General features: G+C 67.6%; 14 protein-coding genes. 7 read left to right on the top strand and 7 right to left on the bottom strand.

The features are described from left to right. Positions 1–215: 215 nt before the first annotated feature. Positions 216–905, top strand: coding sequence for a hypothetical protein (locus HJG52_RS04320; RefSeq protein ID WP_171242277.1), 690 nt, complete (start codon positions 216–218; stop codon positions 903–905). Between the two features lie 423 nt (positions 906–1,328). Here the strand turns inward: HJG52_RS04320 and HJG52_RS04315 are convergent, their stop codons facing one another. Genes HJG52_RS04315 through HJG52_RS04305 form a run of 3 tightly spaced genes read right to left on the bottom strand, consistent with a single transcriptional unit; the run spans position 1,329 to position 3,188 of the window. Next, positions 1,329–1,748, bottom strand: coding sequence for a ubiquitination-like system serine protease family protein (locus HJG52_RS04315; RefSeq protein ID WP_206069893.1), 420 nt, complete (start codon positions 1,746–1,748; stop codon positions 1,329–1,331). Further along, positions 1,745–2,944 carry a ThiF family adenylyltransferase gene (locus HJG52_RS04310; protein ID WP_171242276.1) on the bottom strand — a complete coding sequence of 400 codons (1,200 nt, stop codon included), beginning with the start codon at positions 2,942–2,944 and terminating at the stop codon, positions 1,745–1,747. Before HJG52_RS04310 ends, HJG52_RS04315 begins: the two co-directional genes overlap by 4 nt. Then, positions 2,919–3,188 (bottom strand): multiubiquitin domain-containing protein, encoded by a 270-nt coding sequence (locus HJG52_RS04305; RefSeq protein WP_171242275.1) that lies wholly within the window; start codon positions 3,186–3,188, stop codon positions 2,919–2,921. Before HJG52_RS04305 ends, HJG52_RS04310 begins: the two co-directional genes overlap by 26 nt. A gap of 154 nt (positions 3,189–3,342) precedes the next feature. Between HJG52_RS04305 and HJG52_RS04300 the strand changes: the two genes are divergently transcribed. The 5 genes from HJG52_RS04300 to HJG52_RS04280 all read left to right on the top strand — a co-directional run bounded on the left by HJG52_RS04300 (position 3,343) and on the right by HJG52_RS04280 (position 9,359). Continuing rightward, positions 3,343–3,720 (top strand): helix-turn-helix domain-containing protein, encoded by a 378-nt coding sequence (locus tag HJG52_RS04300; RefSeq protein ID WP_171242274.1) that lies wholly within the window; start codon positions 3,343–3,345, stop codon positions 3,718–3,720. Further along, positions 3,717–4,298 (top strand): ImmA/IrrE family metallo-endopeptidase, encoded by a 582-nt coding sequence (locus HJG52_RS04295; protein WP_206069891.1) that lies wholly within the window; start codon positions 3,717–3,719, stop codon positions 4,296–4,298. Before HJG52_RS04300 ends, HJG52_RS04295 begins: the two co-directional genes overlap by 4 nt. A 73-nt stretch (positions 4,299–4,371) precedes the next feature. Beyond that, positions 4,372–6,444, top strand: a complete 2,073-nt coding sequence (locus tag HJG52_RS04290; RefSeq protein ID WP_171242273.1) for a P-loop NTPase fold protein — start codon at positions 4,372–4,374, stop codon at positions 6,442–6,444. Between the two features lie 482 nt (positions 6,445–6,926). Next, entirely contained in the window at positions 6,927–8,270 is a 1,344-nt protein-coding gene (locus HJG52_RS04285) for a class II 3-deoxy-7-phosphoheptulonate synthase (RefSeq protein ID WP_171243072.1), read from the top strand. A 12-nt stretch (positions 8,271–8,282) separates the two neighbouring features. Further along, positions 8,283–9,359, top strand: coding sequence for a threonine aldolase family protein (locus HJG52_RS04280; RefSeq protein WP_171242272.1), 1,077 nt, complete (start codon positions 8,283–8,285; stop codon positions 9,357–9,359). 58 nt (positions 9,360–9,417) lie between these two features. Here HJG52_RS04280 and HJG52_RS04275 read toward each other — a convergent pair whose 3' ends face one another. From HJG52_RS04275 to HJG52_RS04265, 3 genes are all read right to left on the bottom strand, one after another. Further along, the gene (locus HJG52_RS04275; RefSeq protein WP_171242271.1) at positions 9,418–10,335 is read right to left on the bottom strand and encodes a DMT family transporter; all 918 of its coding nucleotides are present in this window, start codon (positions 10,333–10,335) and stop codon (positions 9,418–9,420) included. A gap of 15 nt (positions 10,336–10,350) precedes the next feature. Continuing rightward, positions 10,351–12,336: a Stk1 family PASTA domain-containing Ser/Thr kinase gene (gene pknB / locus HJG52_RS04270; RefSeq protein ID WP_171242270.1), complete on the bottom strand. Its 1,986-nt coding sequence runs from the start codon at positions 12,334–12,336 to the stop codon at positions 10,351–10,353. 95 nt (positions 12,337–12,431) lie between these two features. Beyond that, positions 12,432–13,754 carry a LysM peptidoglycan-binding domain-containing protein gene (locus HJG52_RS04265; RefSeq protein ID WP_171242269.1) on the bottom strand — a complete coding sequence of 441 codons (1,323 nt, stop codon included), beginning with the start codon at positions 13,752–13,754 and terminating at the stop codon, positions 12,432–12,434. A gap of 319 nt (positions 13,755–14,073) precedes the next feature. On the opposite strand from HJG52_RS04265, the gene HJG52_RS04260 reads away from it, so the two are divergent. Continuing rightward, complete coding sequence (locus tag HJG52_RS04260) at positions 14,074–14,487, top strand: Rv2175c family DNA-binding protein (protein WP_430413324.1); 414 nt, start codon at positions 14,074–14,076, stop codon at positions 14,485–14,487. 35 nt (positions 14,488–14,522) lie between these two features. Here HJG52_RS04260 and HJG52_RS04255 read toward each other — a convergent pair whose 3' ends face one another. Beyond that, positions 14,523–15,611 (bottom strand): polyprenyl synthetase family protein, encoded by a 1,089-nt coding sequence (locus tag HJG52_RS04255; protein ID WP_171242268.1) that lies wholly within the window; start codon positions 15,609–15,611, stop codon positions 14,523–14,525. Positions 15,612–15,614: the final 3 nt, after the last annotated feature.

The following is a 15,614-nucleotide window of genomic DNA, read 5'->3' as shown; positions in this document are numbered from 1 at the left end:
AAGACGATTGCTCGAGAGGAGACCGCTTGGTCGGTGGCATCCGGAAAGGCCGGCGCCAAAGTGCAATCCGTGTTCGCCGTAGCGGTCATGCGACAGGCGTCGTCCGGAGGCGTCAGGGGCTCATGCTCTCGGGGAAAGGGACTAAATGCGTGCTGCCTACCCGCCCAAGCTCAACCCAATCGCACAATCGCCCCGTCAACCCCTACGCTCCGATTGTGCTGGAGCAGTTGGAGGCCCATCAACGAACGATCAATGTCGTGTGCGGGATTGCCGTTGGCGTAGTGGTGCTGCGGTTCTTACTCCTGAGCATTGACGAAGTCGTCCCGTTCGGTGCTGAGCTCGGCGACCTGCTATCCGACGCGGGTCTAGCCCTTGGAACAGCTTGGCTGTTTCAGTGGCTTGTTGTGCTGCGGCCTGAGCGCGCCCGGTTAAGTGCGAGCAACCGCGTGATGGCACCGAGGGTCGATGACCTTGTGCGGGTCGGCAGGCAACTCGTCTATATGATGCGGCGCACCACCGGGAGCGACTCGGACGTGTGGCCTCCTGCCAGAGACGAGATCGTGACGCTATGCAAGGCAATCGATCCGAGGAAGCCGCCCAAAGAGTTCCTTGCAAGTAGTTGGTGGCCATACCTTCAGTACATTCAGCGACGTCGCGGGGAAGCGCAACGCGCCCTGGAGCCGTACTACGACCGGATGGACGTTGAGCTCCTAAGTCATGTCACGGCTGAGCGAGATGCGGGTGGCATGCTCCGCATATTTGAACCGGGATGGCCACTTCCAACGGGTGACAGTCTCGTGCCTTGGGCCGTGGACATCGACAACTGGACGAAGGCGCTGGATTCCATCCGAACGCACCGAGAGGTCCTGGTGCCCTCCGTCCCTCCGGACGACGGCCCCAAGTAAGGCAGCCGAATCACTGAACCGCCAACAGCCTGGTTCGGATCCAGTTGAACGGGGGGCCAGCCAAGCCCGGCAAGCACGCGCTGATGCTCTCAACCTCCTGACTCAGCCGCGCTGTTCACCTGCAGATCCGCCCGCACTGCCAAACCGCCACGCGGGCGGATAGACGTACTTCTCGCAGGGTCTCAGGCACCCTGCCGGAGGTAATTCCCGGGCGTGTCAGTCTCGCCGTCATCCCTTCCGGGTCAGCGATCGCCGATGTCGTGGCCGACTGGCTGAGCTCTACGAGCAGCCCAAAGCTGAGGTGCGGCGCGGCCGCGCGAATGCTGGGCGTTGTGGGCAGCGGACGGACCGACTGACCGCCATTCGTCCGCTGACACAAGCTCAATGTGTCTCCTCAAATTCACGTCAGTCGGTGTGGGCCTTCTACTTCCGCCTAAAGAACGCGCCCATGCGCTGCGCCCAGCCAGCCTTCAGACCTTTAGGAGTTTCATCCGTGGTGCCGCTCAGATCACGGTCAATGTCCATCCGCCTCCGAGCGCGCCCCGCGTCGATCCGGTCGCGCTCCATAGCTCCGGCCCAGTCGACCCGGCCACGCCGGATCCAGTAGTGCGATTCGCAGTCGAAGCTCCAGTTTCCGACAGAGGGAGACAGCGAAACCGATCGCCCATCGAACGTCATCTGCCAGCCGTGGGGCGCTAGCGGGTTGACGACTTCGTTGCGACACCCGCAGGCGCATAGGTGTGTCGTCGTTGCGTACGGGATCGAAATGTAGAGGACGCCCGACTCGAGGGTGTCAGGGATGAACTCGACGAACTCGTGGCGCAGCTCTTGGAGCTGTCTCATGACTGGTCCTCGTTGATGATGACGTTGCCGCTGGTGACGTAGACGCTGTGGTGCTCCCGCTCCAGGTCGGTGAGGTAGCCGAGGTGCTTGAGCCACTTGGTCACGGCGAGGGCGGCGTTGAGCATGTTGAGCGGCGCGATCTGGATGTTTCGTTTGTAGTCATCGTTGACGCCATCGACGCGACCGAATGGGATGCGGCGGTTGTCGTGGACGTGAGCGCGCTGTCTCGGGCTACTCAAGGTGGTACGCACTTGCCCGAGTAGCGAGCCATCGACCGCCTCGATCCCGAGGCCGACGTCGATGAAGGGGATGCCGAACTCCTCGAGCTTGGTGATAATCACCTGGCGGCTTGGCCCGTCGTCGACGGCGACGAAGACGAAGGACATCTCACGCAGCTCTTCCACGTTGTCCTCAGTCAGGTAGGCGTCGTGCGGGACGATCCGCTTGCGCATGTTGCCGTAGATCGCTGCGAAGTAGGTGACCTTCTGCGGAACCGTCGCCAGGGTGTCCGCCGAGGGCGCGCCGGGTGAGCGGAAGGCATTGTGCTGGACGTAGCGGTCGCCGTCCCAGAGGTGGATGGCGTCCACAGGTGTCTTGGCGACCAAATCGAGCACGTACCCACCGGTGCCGCCGAGGCCGAGGATGGCCACGGGCCCGATGCGGAGCTTGTCGGACACGTCGCTGAGCCCGTTGCGGGTAGTCGAGGTGTCGAGGTACTCGAAGGGCGAGTCGTCATCCTCCTCGGGATCCGGGGCGATCACGGGGTACGTCCGGGCAGTGACCTCCGGGTCGATCTGCTGGGCGTGGATGGAGATCAGGGCGATGTAGGTCTCGACCTTGTGGTGGTAGTCACGGTAGCGCTGCCCGTCCGACTGGGGCTTCTTCGACATGGTGTGGTCGACCCGCACAGTTCCAACGTCGGTCGGGGCACTCCCGATGACGACAGACGTCAGCAGGACGCCCTCCTTGGTGGAGGGCGCCTCGCCGATGAAGTAGGCCACGTGGTTGCTCGGCTGCGCGGTGACGTCACCGGCCAGCTCGAGGTCGGTCACCAGCGTGCCCCGCACCACCTGCCTTGAAGGATTGGCGTAGGGCACGCCGTGGACCAGCAGGACATCCCCCCGAAGCTCGAGGTGGTACCCATCCTCGTGCAGCCGGAGCAGGTCCGGGCTACGAGCGATCCGTCGCTGTGACATCGAAGATCATGCCGTCCTTGACCTTGACCGACTCGCCGGGCTTGAGCTGCCCCTCGGGCTTGTTGCCCTGGCCGCGCCGGTAGGTGATGGTGATGTCGACGTTGTCGCCCGTGGGCACCGGGTCGAATGCCAGGGAGACGACATCGTCGAAGGAGAGCTCCTCCTTCGAGACCTGCTTCTGGCGGGCGTTGACGACGACCGTCACCAACTTGGGCTTGGACTTCTCTGCTTCTGTCGCAGTCACGCTGTTCCTCTGATCTCCCAGTTCTACCGGGGTGCTAGGTGTGTCGAATCTGAAACACTGCGCTAACTCTAAAACAGAGCGCGTCGACTTACAAGCAGTGCGTCGACAGTGCAACACTGGCAGGCACCACCGACACTTCTAGTGAGAGGCCTATATGGCCAAGACGAAGATCGACACCGCGGGGCTCTACGCCGCGCTCGATGCTGAGCGGACCGCGCGGGCATGGTCGTGGCGACAATTGGCGAAGGAGATCGGCACCAGCCCGTCACTGCTCTCTCGCCTCGGGAACGAGCAGCGACCGGATGCTAATGGTTTCGCCACACTGGTGCGTTGGCTGAAGATGCCGGCCGAGACGTTCATGATCGACGCGGACGCCACATCGGAGAGTCAGTCCGAACCGGATCTGGTCACCCAGCTGGCTCCATTGCTTAGAGCGCGTCAGGATCTGGACGACAAGGACGTCGCCTACCTTGAAGAGGTCATACGGGCGACCGTTAAGCACATGCACGCCACCCGGGAGGAGATGGCGTGACCGGCACCCGCACCATCAACAAGGCCGCCTGCAAGAGGCTGGCTGGCGAGGTGCGCGCTGAACTCGGACTCGAGCTCATGGACGCGCTCGATCCATGGCGGCTGGCCGAGCTTTACGGCGTGCGAGTTGTGGCGCTGGGAGCACTGCCGCTCGACCACTCCATCCGCGAGCACTTCCGCAGCGTCCGTCCGCAGGTCTTCTCCGGTGCGCTGCTGCCGCACCGCAACGGCGCGTTCATCGTCGAGAACGACGCCCATCCGCTGGCCAGACGACGCTCGACGATGGGCCACGAGATGGCCCATGTGGTCGGGGAGCACAAGTTCGGCACCAGCCTGGTGAACGAGCGCGGCTGCCGGACGGCTGACAAGGTTCAGGAGGACGAGGCCGCCGAGATCTCGGGCGAGCTGCTCATCCCCTTCGAGGCTGCCAAACGGCTCGCCCGCCAGAAGGCGACCGACACCGAGGTAGCTCTGCGCTTCGGCGTCAGCCTCGAGTTGGCTCGTTGGCGCATGAACGCCACGGGTGCTCGCCTCATTGCCCGGCGGGCAAACAGTTATCGCCGGGCGTCGGGAAACTGAACGTGAGCCGAAGGATGCTGGTCTCGCCAGCAACCCACAGATCAGTGTCGGCGCCTCGCGAGAACATCTGAGCATGGCTGCTGTTGGCGACAACCCGATCAGATCCGGCAACGAGGATCGCTTGCGGCGGCGTCCGGGCGCGGGGAGCATTGCGGAAGAGATCCGACACGCTGATGCTTCCGAGGGCTTTGTGCTCGGTGTCGTTGGTCCATGGGGATCAGGCAAGACCTCGATCCTCAACATGGTGCGTGAGTTCCTCGAAGCGGAACCTGCGTTGGTCACGGTGGACTTCAACCCATGGGCGTTCTCAGGCACGGACGAGCTGATGCACGCCTTCTTCCGCGAGTTGTCGGCGCAGTTGAAGTTGAAGGACCAGAAGCTCGGGGACATCGCGCAGACCATCGACACCTATGGCGATCTCATGGCGCCGGTGACCCTGCTGCCCTTCGTCGGGGGCTGGTTCGAACGCCTGCGTGGCGCGTCAAAGGTAGTTGCCGATCTGCAGGAGAAGCGCACCGGAAGCTTCGCGGCGCAGCGTGATCGGGTCGCCAAGAAGCTCCTGGCGCTGGAGTCTCCGATCGTGGTCATCATCGATGACATCGACCGCTTGGAGTCGGGGGAGATTCGGGACATCTTCAAGCTGGTTCGTCTGACAGCGAGCTTCCCGAACATCGTCTACGTGCTCGCGTTTGACCGCCAACGGGTCGAGGAAGCGTTGACCCAGTCGGGGTTCGATGGACGTGCCTACCTGGAGAAGATCGTCCAGCTCGGCGTCGAGGTGCCGGCAGTCCCAGAGGGAATCCTGCTGCGGCAGATCACGACAGCACTGGACGAGGCGCTGTCTGACCTTCCCGATCTGACCCGCTTCAACAGCGGCGCCTGGCCCGACGTCCTGGTCGAGATTGTCCGCCCCCTCATCAAGAACATGCGCGACGTGAAGCGTTATGCGGCATCGGTTCGCTCCAAGGTGAGGACTCTGGACGACCAGGTGGAACTGGTCGATGTAATGGGCCTCGAAGCAGTCCGATTGTTTCTGCCGCCCGTCTTCGATGCTGTCGTGGCAGGTCGCGATGGACTGACCACTGCGGTCCGCGACTGGGGCGACAGAAGGGCCGAAGACCCGGTGCTCAAGCAGCAGGTCGAGGCTGTTGTCAGGGCGGGGGAGCCTCAACCCGAGGTGGTGCGGGCACTGATCCACCGTCTCTTCCCTGCCGCGGGTCGGCACATCGGAGACAGCACTTACGGCAGTGATTGGCAGACGGCCTGGCTGAAAGCACGCCGTGTTGCGAACCCCGACGTGCTAGCCGTTTACCTGGAGCACGTGGCGAACGCGCGTATGCATGCCTTCAGCCTCGCCGAGCAAGCCTTCGCCGTGCTGACTGACGCAGACCAGCTTGCTGCGCTATTCGAGGCATACGACCTCGAGACACTGGAGGATGTCATCTCTTCCCTGGAGGCGTTTGAAGAGGACTATCCGCCTGAGGCGGCAGTCCCCGCCTCGCAGGTGCTGTGGAACGTCCTGCCCCGGCTGCCCGAGCGCCAACGCGGCATGCAGAGCTTCGGCGGCTCCCGGCTGGTCGTTACCAGGGTGGCACTGCGGTTATTGCGGCGCTTGGACAACCCGCAACAAGTCGCCGAGGCCGTCAAAGCGATCCTTCCGGCGGTCGAATCCCTGTCCTCACGTCTTGAACTCATCACGATGGTCGGGTACGTCGAGGGCGCAGGTCACGAGCTCGTGTCAGACAAAGACGCCAAGGCGCTCGAGGAAGCATTTCGCGCTGACCTAGTCGATGCCGCACCGGCCGATCTCGCAGGCGAGCAAGAGGTCGGGCGACTGCTTTACTCGCCCAAGATGTTTGGTGGCGAAGTAGTGACCGTCGATCCTGGCCAGCAGGAACTAGCAACCGCCGTTCTCCTTGACTCCCGAAGTGAGGTACGGTCCCAAAGTCTGGATTCGCGTGCCGTTCATCGCAGGTATCAACTGCACTGGGATCTGCTCAATGAGCTGTTCGACGGCGAAGACAACATCAAGGCTGCCGTCGAGCCGTTGCGAGATACTCATGACGAGGAGCTTGCCGCGGTCATTGAACTGGTGGATAAGTACCTGAATGGCTGGCGCCCTTCGAGGTTTGGTGAGGACGACTGAGCCGTGATCGTCACCGCTCGGACCGCTGGCTACGACGTCCCGTTTCTTTGGTCATCGCGACGGTTCTGAGCGACGCATAGTCGCCCTCGTTGTCCCGACGTTAACGCCATGGTTCGTGCGAGTTCCTTCCTAAAGACGCCTGCCTCGTGCCGCGCGACGAGGTCTTCCTGGCGTCATCCCTGACGGACAGCGCTGGACTGGAGCGGGGCGGGGAGAGCACCGCGGCCCTACGGCGCTGGTCCTGCGATCGTGCGACTTCGAGCATCCGATGCAGCGCGGGACGGGGGCGATAGTGGTCCTAGTACGTCCACCGGACCGGGCAACCGCCTCGGTCAGAGAGGAGCTCATCAACGCGTCATCCTGGGCGGAGTGACGCGGTGAGTTCGACTCAAGGTGACAGGTCCCAGGAGGGCGGCTGACCGGCATACGGGCCCTCGCGGCCGAGTAGTGAGACGGGCGCCTATCCTTGCTCCGTGAGCACGATGCACCCCACCGGGCCCCTCGCCAGCCTTGCGGCTGGCGCCGATCTTCCGGCTGCGCAGCAGCCGGTCTGGCCTGACGCTGCCCGCCTCCAGGCGGCGGTGACCGAGCTCGCGTCCTATCCGCCGCTGGTGTTCGCCGGTGAGTGCGACGTCCTCAAGACCCGGATGGCCGCGGCCGCGCGGGGTGAGGCGTTCGTGCTCCAGGGCGGCGACTGCGCCGAGACGTTCGCGGCGGCGACGGCCGACAACATCCGTGACCGGGTCAAGACGATCCTGCAGATGGCCGCGGTCCTCACCTACGGCGCGTCCGTGCCGGTGGTCAAGGTCGGCCGCATGGCCGGGCAGTACGCCAAGCCCCGCTCCAGCGGCAACGAGACCCGCGAGGACGTGACCCTGCCGGCCTACCGCGGCGACATGGTCAACGACTTCGACTTCACGCCCGAGGCGCGCACGCCCGACCCGCAGCGCCTCGTCCGCGCCTACCACGCGAGCAGCGCCACCCTGAACCTCGTGCGCGCCTTCACCCAGGGCGGTTTCGCCGACCTGCGCCACGTCCACGACTGGAACCGCGGCTTCGTCGCCAACGCTGCCAACAGCCGCTACGAGCGCCTCGCCAAGGACATCGACAAGGCGATGAAGTTCATGGACGCCTGTGGCGCCGACTTCGACGCCATGAAGACGACCGAGTTCTTCTCCGCCCACGAGGCGCTGCTGCTCGACTACGAGCGCCCCCTTACCCGTGTCGACAGCCGCACCGGCGAGCTCTACGACACCAGCGGCCACTTCATCTGGGTCGGCGAGCGCACCCGCGACCTCGACGGCGCCCACGTCGACTTCGTCTCCAAGGTGCTCAACCCCATCGGCGTCAAGCTCTCCGCCAAGGCCGAGGTCGACGACGTGCTGCGGCTCATCGACAAGGTCGACCCCGACCGCGAGCCCGGCCGGCTCACCTTCATCACCCGGATGGGTGCGCGCACGGTGCGCGAGGCGCTGCCGCCGCTCGTCGACAAGATCACCGCCAGCGGCGCGCAGGTCACCTGGATCTGCGACCCCATGCACGGCAACACGTTCGAGTCCGCATCCGGTTACAAGACAAGGGATTTCGAGGACGTCGTCGAGGAGGTGCGCGGCTTCTTCGAGGTGCACCAGGGCCTCGGCACCGTGCCCGGCGGCATCCACGTCGAGCTCACCGGCAACGACGTCACCGAGGTCCTCGGCGGCGCCGAGAAGATCCTCGACGGTGACCTCAACAAGCGCTACGAGACCGTCTGCGACCCGCGGCTCAACCACCAGCAGAGCCTCGAGCTGGCGTTCCTCGTCGCCGAGATGCTCTCCAAGGACTGAGAGAGGCGAGGTATGCCGCCCGCGTCACCTTCCAAGGCGCCTCCCGTTCGCGTCGACCTCCTGTCTGACACGCTCACCAAGCCCACCGACGCCATGCGCAAGGCCATGGCGGACGCTCCGGTCGGCGACGACGTCTTCGGCGAGGACCCGACGGTCCGTGAGCTCGAACAGCGGGTCGCCAGGATGTTCGGCCACGAGGACGGGCTGTTCACCCCGAGCGGGTCGATGGCCAACCAACTCGGGATCCGGCTACACGTCAAGCCGGGGGAGGAGCTCATCGCCGACTCCCTCGCGCACGTGCTGCGGGCCGAAATGGGCGCAGCCGCAGTGCTTTCCAACATCTCGGCCCGCTCGTGGATCGCGCCGCACGGCGAGCTCAACGCCGCCCAGCCACTCGCGCTGATGATCCCCGACGGCGGCGCCTACCAGGTCAACACGCGCCTCGTGGTCGTGGAGAACACCCACAACTTCGGCGGTGGCACGGTGCAGCCGCTCGACCAGATCGAGGCCCTGCGAGCCGGCACCAAGGAACGCGGCGTCGCGATGCACCTCGACGGCGCGCGCATCTGGAACGCCCACGTCGCGACTGGTGTGCCGTTCGAGACCTATGGCCGCCTCTTCGACACGGTCAGCGTCTGCCTCTCCAAGGGCCTCGGTGCCCCGGTCGGGTCGGTGCTGCTCGGCAGCGCCGACCACATGCAGGAGGCGCGGATCTGGCGCAAGCGGTTCGGCGGTGGCATGCGCCAGGTCGGCATCCTCGCGGCGGCCGGGCTGCACGCGCTCGACCACCACGTTGAGCGGCTCGCCGACGACCACGCGCGGGCCCGGCGCTTCGCCGAGGCGGCGGCTGTGGCGCGGCCGGATTCCGTTGACCCGCAATGGGTTCAGACCAACATCGTGCTCCTCGACGTGGCCGGTGCCGGGTGGACGCCCGGTGACTTCGTCACGGCTGCGGCCGCACGCGGCATACGCCTCTATCCGGTGAGCACCACGGCAGTGCGCCTCGTCTGGCACCTCGACGTCGACGACGCGGCCACCGACCTCGCGATCAGCGAGCTCGTGCCGCTGCTCGAGCGCGGTTCGAGGTAAACACGCCGGGGAATCGGGGGCAGTAATACCTCGAATCGCCGGGGATCCATGGGGCGACTCAGACCTCGTGGTGGAGCAGCTCCGCGGGTGGGTCCTCCTCGGCGCTCGCCTCGGGGGAGCGGCGGCCGAGCAGCTCGACCACGTACATCGCCGTCAGCACCAGCGCGCCACCGACGAGCATCCGCGCGGTCAGGGACTCACCACCGAAGAGCACCGCGAAGAACGCGGCGAACACCGGCTCCATCGTCATCACGATCGCCGCGCGCGTCGCTGGCAGATGCGCCTGCGCCCAGGTCTGCGCCCACAGCGCCACCGCGCCGGCCACGATCGCCATGTAGAGCAACGACGCCCACTGCCCCCCATCAGCCGGCAGCGTCAGCCCACCGGGCACCGCGGCGATCCCCGCCACGACCGCGATGACGAACGCCTGCACCGTCGCCAACCCGGTCGCAGACCCCGCAGTCGACCACCGCCCCAGCCCCACGATGTGCAGCGCATAGAGCGCCGCCGACCCCAGCGTCAGCGCCTCGCCGAACCCCACCGACAGCCCCCGCAGCGACAGCACCGCCAACCCCGCAGTCGCCAGCAGCACCGCCACCCACGTCGTCCACGGCAGCCGGTCGCGGAACAGCACCGCAGCAAAGATCGGCGTCAGCACGACATAGGTGCCCGTCACGAACCCGGACACCGACGCGTCCGTGTGCTCGAGCCCGATCGTCTGCAGCAGTTGGGCTAGCCCGTAGAGCACCCCCAGCACGACCCCGATCATCACCTCGCGCCGCGTCAACGCCAGCAGCTGACGACGGAACACCACCGCCATGACCACGGCCGCGATCGCGAACCGCACCGCCAGGAAGTCCGCCGACGGCACGGTTGCCACGAGGTCGCGGATGAGGAAGAACGTCGAACCCCAGACCGCCGTGACCGAGACCAGCAGCAGGGTGGCGAGCCGGCCCGCGGGAAAGCGCGTGGACAACGAAGGACCGGGCGATCAGACGACGACGAGCGTGATGGTGGTGCCCTTGGGCTGCTCGGAGTTCGCGGCCGGGTCCTGGCTGCGCACAGTGCCGAAGATGCCACCCATGAACCGCTCGACCTTCACCTCGAACCCGGCGTCCTTGAGGATCTTGATGGCCTCCGGCTCCTGCTTGCCCTGGACGTCCGGCACCTTGACCAGCACCGGACCCTTGGAGACGACGAGCTTCACCTTGTCGCCCTTGTATGCCGTGGTGCCGGCCGGGCTCTGGCTGATGACACTGCCCTTGGGCACCTTGTCGTCGTTGCGCTGCTCGGTGGCGTCGACCTGCAGCCCCTTGCCGGTGAGGTCGTTGATGGCCTGGTCCGCGGGCTTGCCGGTCCAGTCGGTCACCTCGATCGGCTGGCGGCCCTTGCTCACGACGAGGTTGACCTTGGCGCCGCGCTTGAGCGACGTGCCGGCCTTGGGGTCGCTGCTGATGACGAGCCCGGAGTCCACCGTCTCGCTGAACGCCTGCTTCACCGACCCGACCGTCAGCTTCTGCGCGGTGACCTGGTCACGCGCCTCGGCCTCGGACTTCTTGACGACGTTCGGCACGGCATACCGCTCCGGCCCCTTCGACACGGTCACGGTGACGTCGGTGCCGCGCTTCACCTCAGCACCCGCGCCGGGGTTCGTCGACATGACCTGCCCCTTGGGCACCGTCTCGTCGAACTGCTGCTGCTCCTTGGCGTCGAGGTGCGCCGTCGCGAGCGCGGCCTTGGCCTGCGCGAACGTCGTGCCCACCGTCTTCGGCACCACCGTCGGCGAGCCGGGCCCGGCGAGGAACCACCACCCGGTCAGCCCCGCGATGAGGGCGACGGCCAGCGCAGCCAGGACCCACGGCATACGCCGACGTCCGCCGCGCCCGCCACCGTCGGTGCGGGCGACGACGTCCCGCCCCGGTGGGGGGATCGGTGGTGACGTCGGCGTGTGGTCGATCGGGAGCGCGACGGGTGGCAGCGGACGCCTGGCCGGCGTCGTGGTGGCCGCAGTCGCGTCGTCGGCAGGTATGCCGTTCGGCAGGGCGCTGGTGCGCTCGACGGCGACCGTGCTCGCACCGCCGCCCACGGCAGCCGCTCCCTCGGGACGCCGGTCGAGCTCTGCGGGGGACAGGCCGGCCCGGGCCACCCGCACGGCCTCGAGCAGCTCCTGCGCGTCGGCCGGCCGGTCGTCGGGGTCGCGCGAAGTGGCCAGCGCGACCAGTTCGTCGAGCTCCGTGGGCACGGACGCGACACGCGACGACGGCACCGGCACCGAGCCGTGGACGTGCTGGTAGGCGATGTGGATCGGGGTGTCACCGGTGAAGGCCTTCGACCCGGTGAGCATCTCGAACAGGATCAGGCCCGCGGCATACACGTCACTGCGTGCGTCGGCGATGCCGCGCTCGACCTGCTCGGGGGAGAGGTAGGCGACCGTGCCGAGGAGCACGCCCGTCTGGGAGGTGACGGTCTGCGCGCTCACGGCGCGGGCGAGACCGAAGTCGGCGACCTTCACGGTGCCGTCGTCCTCGCGCAGGATGACGTTCTCGGGCTTGACGTCACGGTGGATGATGCCGGCGCGGTGCGCAGCGCCGAGCGCCTGGAGCACGGGCGTGATGATGTCGAGGGCCGCACGCGGCGTGAGGGGGCCCTCGGCCTTCATGACCTCGCGCAGGGTCTGGCCGGGGACGTACTCCATGGCCAGGAACATGTTGCCGTCGTCCTCGCCCTGGTCGAAGACGGCGACGACGTTGGGGTGCGAGAGACGGGCCGCGGAGCGCGCCTCACGGCGGAACCGGCTGACGAACGCGTCGTCCTGGGCGAGGTCGCGGCGCAGCACCTTGAGCGCGACGTCCCGCTCCAGACGGGTGTCGAGGGCGAGGTAGACCGAGGCCATTCCGCCGTCGGCGATGTGCGACTGGACGCGGTAGCGCCCGTCGAACACACGCCCGAGCAGCGACTCGGTCACACCGGAAGACACCCGCAAAGTGTAGGTGCTGAACGCAGGCAACCCGTGCAGGCAGGGCGGTGGGCCGCGATCCCGAACCGTTCGTCGGGCGGCCCACCGCCCGGCGGTCACATCCGGCTGCGGTGGGCCTTCACGGCGGCGACGTAGGACTTGGTGTCGGCGTACATGCCGTTCTTCTGCACCGAGTACAGGCCCTGGTAGTAGCCGGCGATGGCCTGGTCGGTGTTCTTGGCCGACCGCTGCAGCGAGCGCAGGATCGCGACACCGGCCGTGATGTTGTCCTGGGTGTTCATCAGGTTGAGGCGGCGGCCGACCATGTCGGAGGCCCACTGGCCCGAGCTGGGGATGACCTGCATGACCCCGATCGCGTTGGCGACCGACACCTGACGCTGGTTCCAGCCGGACTCCTGCCACGCCACGGCGAGCGCCAGCCTGGGGTCGACACCGTGCCGACGCGCGGTGGCGACGATCATCGCCCGCGTCTGGCTGCGGCTCGGCACGGACGCGCTGGCGAGGGCGGCGCGGTTCCTGTTGGCCGAGCTGACCGTGGCCTGCGGGTAGCTGCGCCCCGCGAACGTGTTGTTGGTCGAAGTCTTGGTGGCGCCGCCGGGGACGCGCAGCTTCTTGCCCGGGTAGATCACCGAACGGCTGGAGAGGCCGTTGGCCTTGAGCAGCGCGGCGAGCGAGACGCCCTTGCGTGCGGCGATGCCCGAGAGGGTGTCACCCGAGCGGACCGTGTATGCCGTGGTGCCCGCCTTCGCGCCCGAGCTCGACTTCGTGGTGCCCCTGACCTTGATCGACTGGCCCGGGTGGATGACGCTGCGCGAGCTGAGCCGGTTGAGCCGGTAGATCGTGGCGAGCGAGGTCTTGGTGCGGGCCGCGATCGCCGACAGGGTGTCACCGCTGCGGACCTTGTAGGTGGCGGTGGAGACGGCCGGGGCGCTGCCGCCGCCGACGCGGGCGGCGCCGCCGGCGCCGGGGATCCGCAGCTTCTGACCGGGGTGGATCATCGAGCGGCTCGACAGCTTGTTGGTCTTGAGCAGCGAGGCCAGGGAGACACCCTTGCGCGAGGCGATGGCCGACAGGGTGTCGCCGGAGCGCACGACGTACGTGGCGCGGCGGATGGCTGCGGCGCGGGCCGCGGCGGCCGCCTTGGCCCTGGCGGCCTCGGCGCGTGCCTGACCGGCGGTCTTGGGGACGGACAGCTTCTGCCCGATCGACAGGTGGTTGCCCCCGGCCTTGAGCTTGTTGCGGGCCGCGAGGGCGCCCGGCGTGGTGCCGGTACGCACGGCGATGCCGGCCAGGGTGTCACCGCCCCGCACGGTGTAGGTGGTCCAGCCGTACGGAGCCGGCTTGGCCTTCTGGACGACCGCGGGACGTGTCAGCGCAACTGCCGGGGGGAGAGCGGGCGCGGCGGCAACGGGGGCCATGGAGGGAGCTGCCTTTCGGGCGGTCCGCCCGACCGTCGTGCGGGACAGTCGGGTCAGATGTGGTGAGTGGGGCGAGTGTGACGCATGTGAAAGTTACACCATGAAACGCGATGTATCTCGACTTACATCGATGTAATTCACCCCAACTGCGTAGACCGGTCCGCCGGGTCCGCGGGGTTCGGCTACCGCCGGTCAGTTCGCCGCGGCGGTCGTGGTGGCCGGTGTCCGCGACCGGTGTGGGTCCACCGCGTTCGGCCGGTGCGCCCGCGGCATACGCCCCGGTGGGTGCGCGCGGACGGCGACTGGCACGCTTGGTCTCGTGAGTGACGAACCGACCATGCCCCGCACGGACGACGCCGCACTGGCAGGTGGCGCCCAGGTCGACCTTGAGAGCCTCGTCGGGTCCTGGCTGCCGGTGCCCGACGTGGCGGAACGGCTGGGTGTGCCGCTGTCGCAGGTGCGTCGCATGCTCGACGAGCGCGAGCTGCTCGGTCACCGGGTCGGGGAGCGACGCATCATCGGCGTGCCCGAGCAGTTCCTCGGCGAACGGGTGCTGCCCCACCTGCGCGGCACGTTCACGGTGCTCTCCGACGGCGGCATGACCGACGAGGAGACGTTGCGGTGGCTGTTCACCCGCGACGAGACCCTGCCCGGTGGTGGCACCCCGGTCGACGCGCTCGAGGCCGGCTTCAAGACCGAGGTGCGTCGCCGCGCCATGGAGCTCGCCTTCTGAGGCAGCCCGCCCCCATCTTGGGGAGCGCCGCTGGGTCAGTAGGTGCGGCTGGTGGCGCTGTCGATGAGGGCGTCGAGCACCTCGACGCCCTCGGCGGTCAGGCCGGTCGCGGACTTCAGGGACGCGCGCGCCGATCCGGCGAGCCGCGTGATGTCGGCCTCGACCGCGGCCACCGCGCCGCTGTCGGTGATGACGGTCCGCAGCGCCTCGACCGTGTCGGCGTCGAGGTCCGGGTCGCCCAGACCCTTGGACAGGGCCGAGCGACCCGCACCGTCGGTGCCGGCCAGGGTGTGCGCGACGAGCACGGTCCGCTTGCCCTCGCGCAGGTCGTCGCCGGCCGGCTTGCCCGTGGTCGCAGGGTCACCGAAGACACCGAGCAGGTCGTCGCGCAGCTGGAACGCCTGCCCCAGGTCGAGGCCATACGCCGACAGGGCGGTCAGGTCGTCGGAGCCGGCTCCGCCCGCGGACGCCCCGATGAGCACGGGGTGCTCGACGGTGTACTTGGCCGACTTGTAGCGGATCACCCGCTCCGCCCGGGCGATGCGCTCGTCGGTCTCCATGCCGTCCCAGGAGCGCGCCGACTCCACGACGTCGAGGAACTGCCCGCCCATGAGCTGGGTGCGCATCCGGTCGAACACCGGCCGCCCGCGCTCCAGGTCCGCCGCCGGCAGCCCGGAGGTGGCGTAGAGCTCCTCGGTCCAGCCCAGGCACAGGTTCCCCGCGAGGATCGCCCCGGCCACGCCGAACCGTCCCGCGTCACCGGCCCAGGCCTCACGCTCGTGGTGCGCCGCAAGCGAGCGGTGAGCAGCCGGCATACCCCTGCGGGTGTCGCTGTCGTCCATGACATCGTCGTGGATCAACGCGGCCGCCTGGAAGAACTCCATCGCGGTCGCCACCTGGACGAGGGAGTCGGAGTCGGGGCCGCCGGCCGCCCGGTAGCCCCAGTAGAGGAAGGCGGCGCGCAACCGCTTTCCGCCCTGGAGGAGGCGGGCCACGGCGTCGACCAGCTCGATGGTGTCGGGGCCGACCTCGGCGAGCACCTCGCGCTCGCGGGCGATCGTCGTGTCGACGCACGCCTGCACCCGGGCGCGCAGCGAGGCGGCGTCGAGCGGGTTGGCGGACACGGT

This window comes from Knoellia koreensis, from assembly GCF_013041615.1.
GTDB classification, from domain to species: Bacteria; Actinomycetota; Actinomycetes; order Actinomycetales; family Dermatophilaceae; genus Pedococcus; species Pedococcus koreensis.
This window is presented reverse-complemented; position numbering and strand designations above follow the sequence as displayed.